This is a genomic window from Dactylosporangium sp. NPDC049140 (assembly GCF_040648435.1).
In genome coordinates, this window is the sequence record NZ_JBEZDS010000038.1 from 38,994 (window position 1) to 45,786 (window position 6,793).

A 6,793-nucleotide genomic window follows, 5' to 3' on the forward strand; every position below is an offset into this window, starting at 1 on the left:
CGCGCCTCCGCGCTTGCTGGCCGCGCCTCCGCGCTTGCTGGCCGCGCCTCCGCGCTTGCTGGCCGCGCCTCCGCGCTTGCTGGCCGCGCCTCCGCGCTTGCTGGCCGCGCCTCCGCGGTTGCCCCAACGCCAAGGCCTCCGCGCTTGCCTGCCGCGCCTTCGTGATCGACGGGCCTGCGTGATCGTCCCGCCTCCGTGGCCGGCCGCGTCTCCGTGGTCGCCCCCGTCTGCCGGCCCGCGCCTTGGTGGTCGACGGGCCTTCGCGGTCATCCCGCCTGTCGGCCGCGCTTTCCGCGGTCGTCCCACCCCGGCGGGGCTGACGCTCGTCGTGGAGCCCGGCCCATCGAGGGCCGCTGCTGGCCGGGCGGGCCCTCCGTGGCTCGGCGTGCTCGGGGTCGTGCTGGGCGCGGTGACGCTGGCCGTGCTCCGCGGGGACCGACGTCCGGCACGACCTCGACACCGCCCGCACCATGGGGGCTGACGACCGTCAGCGTTGCGGCCGGTCGAAGGCCGCGGGCGCCGTGGCGTGGTGGCGTGGTGGCGTGGTGGCGGCGATCTTTGCTCAGGCCGCCGGCGGTCAAGGGCCGGCGGCCGATGGAACGGGCCGCGTCAGGATTTCAGACGGCGCAGCAAATCGATGACGTCCGCCTCGTATTCGCGCCACTCGCGGTCCGGTTTGAAGCCCAGCTCCGCGTTGACCTGCAGCAACGGCTCGTTCTCCAAGGCGTTCCACGTCTGCACGTCAAGCAGGTGGGGCTCGGCCGCGCGCAGTTCGAACAGCATGCGGGCCTTGATCGCGCGGCTGATTCCGTAGCCGCGGTGGGTCGGGACCTCGATGGTGTCGTACTGGTCCGCGCGCGTCGGGCGCTGCGCCGGTACCACCACCTCGGTCAGGCCCGCGATCGTCTCCGACTGCTCGTGGACGGCCAGCACGATGTACGGCTTGAGCCCCCGCGCGTGCAGCGTGCGCAGGCTCGCGGCCAGTCGTTCGGAGTCGTACGAGCTCGGGCGTAGGTCCAGGTCGTCCGCGACGGAGGCGCGTGCGACCTCCTTCGCGGCGGCGTAGCCGGCGTAGAGCTCCGGGGGCGGGCCGCCGGGGTAGTACTCGATGCGGTACCCCGCGCTGATCCCCGCCGCCATCTCGCCCAGCCGCAGCCAGTCCACGCCGGACAGGTCGAGCAGGTTGCGCATCTCGATGAACGCGCACTCGAACCCGTGGGCCTCGAAGAACTTGATGCTCGGGGTGCCGCCGATGACCTCGACGCCGACCGACTCGAAGCCCTCCTCGGCGGCGCGGCGGGCCACGGCGGACAGCAGCGTGGTGCCGACGCGGCCGCGGCGGGCGCTCGGCACGACCGAGAGCTCCAGCACGCCGATGTCCTCGAGCGCGAGCAGGCTCGCGTGGCCGAGAATCTCGCCGCCGTCGGTCGTGGCCAGCCACGATGTGCGCCGCTCACCCGGCATGGTGACGCCGAGGTACTCCCGGAACATGGTCTCGCGCCACGGCGGATCCTCGGGCACGTCGAGTGCCACGATGTCGTTCAGTGCCCGCAGCATCGCGTCGAGCTCGGCCGCGGGTGCGGTCCCTGGGTCCCACTCGCGCACCTTCACGCCCTAAGCCTGCCCTTGTTTGTGGCTGAGCGGAAGTACCAGAGCGCAGAGCGTGGCATTGATCTACCCTGCGGGCCGGTCCCGGTCATCCCTGCCGGTCTTTGCGCCCGTAGTCGTTGGTGGCGTTGAAGACAGCGGCGCGGTACTCCTCCGGCACGTTGTACGCGTGGATCGCCGCGTTCCAGCCTTCCAATGTGGACAGGTCGCGGCCGTTCTCGCACAGGAACGCGGCGGCGGTCAGGGCGGCGTCGTCGATGTCGTTGATGTCGATCACCCCGTCGGCGTCGGCGTCGACGCCGTACTGCTTCCACGTCGCCGGCAGGAACTGCATCGGGCCGACCGCGCGGTCCCAGCTGCGGTCGGTGTCCAGCTGGCCCTGGTCGGTGTCGGCGATGGACTGCCGGCCGTTCTGCCCGTCCAGGGGCGCTCCGACGATCGGCGGGACGGAGCGGCCGTCATCCTGCAGTACGGAGCCGCCGGTCTGCCCGTGGTCGGACTCGATCTTGCCGATGCCTGCGAGGGTGGTCCAGGTCAGGTGACATTTCGGGGTCGCGCGCGCGGCGGCGGCCTCCGCGTAGCCGTACGCCTGCAGCGCCACGACCGGAATCCTCAGCCGCACCGAGCGGGTGCCCGCCCACGCGCCGTAGACGTCGGCCGGCCGCTGGTGGGTGCCCGGCGGCGGGCTGAAGGTGGGTGAGGCGGACGGGTCCTCCGGCCGCGGGGCCTCGCCCGTCTCGGGTGCTCCCGTGATTGGGGGGACGCCGTTGGTACCCCCAGGAGCCGGCGCCGACTCGGAAGCCTCCGCGCGCGGCTTGGACGCCGCGGGCACCACGACCGCGCCGGCGACCCCGGCCGCGGCGAGCAGCACCGCGAAGAGCACGCCGGGCAGCAGGAACCGGAAGCCGGGCCGGGCCTTTGCCCGCTCCAGCCACTCCCGCCGCGCCACCGCCCGGGCCGACTTCTCCGGCCGCGACTCGAGCGCGTCCGCGTCGCCGCGCGAGCGCCGCAACTCGAAACCGAAGCCGCGCGGGCCCTGCGACTCGGGAGCGCCGGGCTGGTCCCGCGAGCGCCGCAACTCCAGCCAGCTGCGCCGCGGCCCGTCCCCCACCGCGTGTTTGGGCTGGTGGGGCGGCTTCGGCTCGCTGGCCTGGCTCAGGTCCGGCGCAATGATCTCCACCGGCATCGTGTGCTCGTCCGGGGCCCTGGGGGCCGGGGGACGGATCACGGGGGCCGCGGGAGTGTCCATTGTGGTCGGTCGCTGGGCCTCCGGCTTCTCGTCGTCGCTTGCCACGCTCTCGAGTATTCCGAATTCCCGGGCGCGTGTCACCGTGACATAGCCTGTGGGGATGCCACGTTACGAGTACCGCTGCCGGGCCTGCGGAGACACCTTCGAGGTGCAACGCCCGATGCGTGAAGCGAATGTGAAGGCCAGCTGTCCGGCCGGCCACGACGACACCGTGAAACTGCTGTCCACGATCGCGGTCGGCGGCGGCTCTTCCGGCGGGTCCGGCGCGATGCCCGGCCCGGCGGCCGGCGGCGGTTGCTGCGGCGGCGCCTGTGGTTGCTGAAACATTGTTACGGATGGGTTTCGGATTGCACCGGCAAAACGGCTTTGATGTTGTGTCCTGTCGTGCCACATCCGCTGCCGGAGTGTTGTCGTTACGTCACGCGAAACCCACTCAAGCTTTGCCTGCCATCGTTACTGACCAGCACGGATCGCCCCGGATGACCAATCCGGGATCGACCGTTTCTACGATGCGCGGGCCACTTGGTTGGGGAAATATGGGGCACGCCTGAATTAGGAAGGCGGAGGTTTCACGTGTCGGGGCGGACGCACCTGCCCAGCGGGCTGGTGACTTTCCTCTTCACCGACATCGAGGGCTCGACTCGTCTGGCCCAGATGCTCGGTGCGGGATACCGTCCGGTGCTCCATGAGCACCGGGAGGTGATTCGCCGCGCATTGTCCCAAGCGGACGGTGTGGAGCTCTTCACCGAGGGTGACTCGCTCTTCGTCGCCTTCGCCGACGCGGCCGCCGCCCTCGCCGCCTGCGCCGAGGCCCAGCGCGCGCTCGCCGCCCACGAGTGGCCGAGCCCCGAGGCCCGCCCGAAGGTCCGGATGGGCCTGCACACCGGCTTCGCCGAGCCCTACGGCGGGGAGTACACCTCTCCGGAGGTCCACCGCGCCGCCCGCGTCGCCGCCGCCGCCCACGGCGGGCAGGTCCTGTGCTCGGCCGCGACCGCCGCCCACGTCGGCCTGTCGTCCGCGGCCGCCCCGATCGACCCGACCGACCCCTGCGTCGAGAACGGCCCGCTCGGCCACCGTGCGTGGCTGCTCGACCTCGGCCTGCACCGGCTGCGCGGCTTCGACGGCTTCGAGCGCATCTTCCAGCTCGTCGCGCCCGGTCTCGACCGGCAGTTCCCGCGCCCGCGCACCATCGACGCGCCCGCCCACAACCTGCCCGTGCAGACCACCCGATTCATCGGCCGGGCCACCGAGCGGGCCGCCGTGCGCGACCTCATCCACCGCCACCGCCTGGTCACCGTCGTCGGGGCCGGCGGCGCGGGCAAGACCCGGGTCGCGGTCGAGGCGGCCGGCGAGATCGTCGAGCGCTTCCGCGACGGCGTCTGGTTCGTCGACGTCAGCGCCGTGGCCACCGCCGACCTCGTCGACGTCAGCGTCGCGGCCGCCCTCGGCCTGCGCCCCGAGCCCGGCCGCGCCGTCGTGCAGACGATCGCCGACCACGTCCGCGTCCGCCGGCTCCTCGTGCTGCTCGACACCTCCGACGCCCAGCTGCCCGCGACCCGCCGGCTCGTCGCCCGGCTGCTGTCCGCGGGCCCCGAGGTGTACGTCATGGCCACCTCCCGCGAGCCGCTCGGCCTGGCCGGCGAGGTCGTCTGGCGCATCCCGCCGCTGTCGGTCGAGGCGGCCAGCGGCGGCGGCTTCAGCGACGCGGTGGCCCTGCTCGTCGACCGCGCCTCCGCGGCCCGCGGCGGCCGCCCGGTCGAGGCCGGCGACATCGCGCACCTCACCCGGGTCGCGAAGTCCCTGGAGGGGCTGCCGCTGGCCCTGGAGCTCGCCGCGGCCCGGCTGCGGCTGCTGTCGGTACCGCAGCTGGCCGACCGCATCGGCGACGTCCTGGGCACCCTGGACGCCGGCTCGGCCGCCGCGCTCGGCGAGGCCTCCGACCGGCACCGCACGATGCAGGCCGCGGTCGAGTGGTCGTACCGCACCCTCGACCAGCGCTCGGCCCAGCTCCTGCGCTGGCTGTCGGTCTTCGCCAGCCCCGTCGACCTGCCCGCGATCGAGTGGCTGCACGACGGCGACCCGCTCGACCCGCTGGCCACGCTCGTGGACAAGTCGCTGCTGCAGGCCGAGGCGGGCGCCACGAGCGCGACGTACCGGATGCTGGACCCGATCCGCGCGTACGCCGCCCGGCTGCTGGTCGAGGCGGGCGAGGAGGAGTCGGCCCGCGAGCGGCACGTCGCCTGGTGCCTGCAGGCGGCCCACGACGCGTACCTGGATCACGACGGGCGCCCGGTGACGCTCTCGCTGTACACCCTGGATCCCCTGGCCGATGAGCTGCGGGCCGCCCTGCACTGGACGGTGACCCGCGGCAGCGCTCGTCAGGGCCTGGCCGTCGCGGGCGCCCTCGACCAGTGGTGGCGTGAGCGCGGCCTGGTCCGCGAGGGCCGGATGTGGCTGTTCCGGCTGTACGAGCGGATCAGCGCGACCGGCGAGCCGGTTCCCGACGCCGAGCTGGCGGCGGCGTACCACATGCACTCCCTGCACGCGGGCGCCGACGGCGAGACGGTCGAGGAGCTGCGTTTCTCGCAGCGCGCCGAGTCCGCGGCCCGCCGCGCCGGCGATCCGGGCCTGATCGCGCGCATCCTCTCGGCCCGCGGTACCCCGCTGCTGGAGATGGGGCGCACCGAAGAGGCCGAGCGCCTGACCCGCGAGATCATCATCTGGTCCGACGAGCAGGGCGTGGCCGGGGAGGCCCTGTCCGCCGTGTACGCCCTGGCCCAGCTCCTCTGGCGCCGCGGCGAACTGGACGAGGCCGCGGACCTGCTGGCCAGCGCCCGCCCGCTGGAGAACAGCCGCCCGCTGGAGCGCGGCCGCCGCACGGTCGACATGGTGCTGGGCATGGTCGCCCTGGCCCGCGGCGATCTCGTGGCCGCCCACGACCACCTGATCGTGGCCCTGCGCTCGCGCATGACCCACGGCTTCCACCTGCGGGTCTGCGAGACACTGAACGCCATGGCGGTCCGCTGCGCCCTGGCCGAGGACCTGGAGACCTCGGCGCGGCTCTTCGGCGCGGCCCAGTCGGCCCGGATCCGCCTGCGCTGCTCGAGCGGCGCGTTCGGTGCGTTCTGGACCGAGCAGCAGGCGGAGCTGCGCCAGTTGATGGGCGACGCGGCCTTCGACACGGCCTACGCGGCCGGCGGCGCGCTGAGCCTGGAGGAGTCGGTGGCGCTGGCCCTGACCATAGAGCACCCGGACCTCATGGCCGGCTCGATCCGCTTCTCAACGGTCGAGTAGGAGACCGTTCACTCCTCCTCGGGGTCCTGGTTGGCCTCGGCCCCGAGCACGTACGCCTGCATGGCCAGCTCGTCCCCGGCCGGCCACACGAACGCCGGCAGCTCGGCCGGCCCCAGCTCGCGCACGTAGCTCCAGAACGCCCGCACGGCCTCGCCCGGCGAGGCGGCCTCGATGGGCAGGTCGACGCTGACGAGGTAGGTCCGCCGCGGCGCGGGCGGAGCGGGCTCGATCTGCTTGGCGACGGCCACGAACTCGGCGTCGTCCAGCCGCCGCGTGCGATCCCCGAACGCGCCCGCGGGGAGCGGCGAGTCGAGCAGCCGCACCGTGTACTGCACCCGCCCGTCCCGGTCGACCCGCCCCAGCCCGAACACGACGGGCTCATCGCCCCCGGCCACCAGCAGCGCCTCGTCGCCGGGAGCGAGCTCGGGTGCGGTCAGCCCACCGGCCCCGTACACCCGCTCGTTCGCGTACTGCTCCCCGGAGACCACGACGACCCACTTAGCCATGGCCCAATTCCATCACGCCCGCCCGCCGGCCCTCCGCTTCGCTTCGGACAGGCTCACGCCGTCACCTCCGCAAGCTCCGGCAACGGCGCGACAAAGCTGTGCCCATGGTGAGCGGCCCCTCCGCTCCGCTCCGGAC

5 protein-coding genes are annotated in these 6,793 nt (G+C 73.5%); 2 read left to right on the top strand and 3 right to left on the bottom strand.

The window, feature by feature from the left end:
- Window positions 1-609: 609 nt before the first annotated feature.
- Window positions 610-1,557: a GNAT family N-acetyltransferase gene (locus AB0B76_RS41445; RefSeq protein ID WP_360386272.1), complete on the bottom strand. Its 948-nt coding sequence runs from the start codon at window positions 1,555-1,557 to the stop codon at window positions 610-612.
- 139 nt (window positions 1,558-1,696) lie between these two features.
- Entirely contained in the window at window positions 1,697-2,902 is a 1,206-nt protein-coding gene (locus tag AB0B76_RS41450) for a lytic murein transglycosylase (protein WP_360386048.1), read from the bottom strand.
- A gap of 55 nt (window positions 2,903-2,957) precedes the next feature.
- Here AB0B76_RS41450 and AB0B76_RS41455 point away from each other — a divergent pair, with 55 nt between their 5' ends.
- Both AB0B76_RS41455 and AB0B76_RS41460 read left to right on the top strand, forming a co-directional pair.
- Window positions 2,958-3,179, top strand: a complete 222-nt coding sequence (locus tag AB0B76_RS41455) for a zinc ribbon domain-containing protein (protein ID WP_360386050.1) — start codon at window positions 2,958-2,960, stop codon at window positions 3,177-3,179.
- 251 nt (window positions 3,180-3,430) lie between these two features.
- Window positions 3,431-6,151, top strand: coding sequence for an adenylate/guanylate cyclase domain-containing protein (locus AB0B76_RS41460; RefSeq protein WP_360386052.1), 2,721 nt, complete (start codon window positions 3,431-3,433; stop codon window positions 6,149-6,151).
- An 8-nt stretch (window positions 6,152-6,159) separates the two neighbouring features.
- On the opposite strand, the gene AB0B76_RS41465 is transcribed toward AB0B76_RS41460, so the two are convergent.
- Window positions 6,160-6,657 (bottom strand): hypothetical protein, encoded by a 498-nt coding sequence (locus tag AB0B76_RS41465; protein ID WP_360386054.1) that lies wholly within the window; start codon window positions 6,655-6,657, stop codon window positions 6,160-6,162.
- Window positions 6,658-6,793 lie beyond the last annotated feature (136 nt).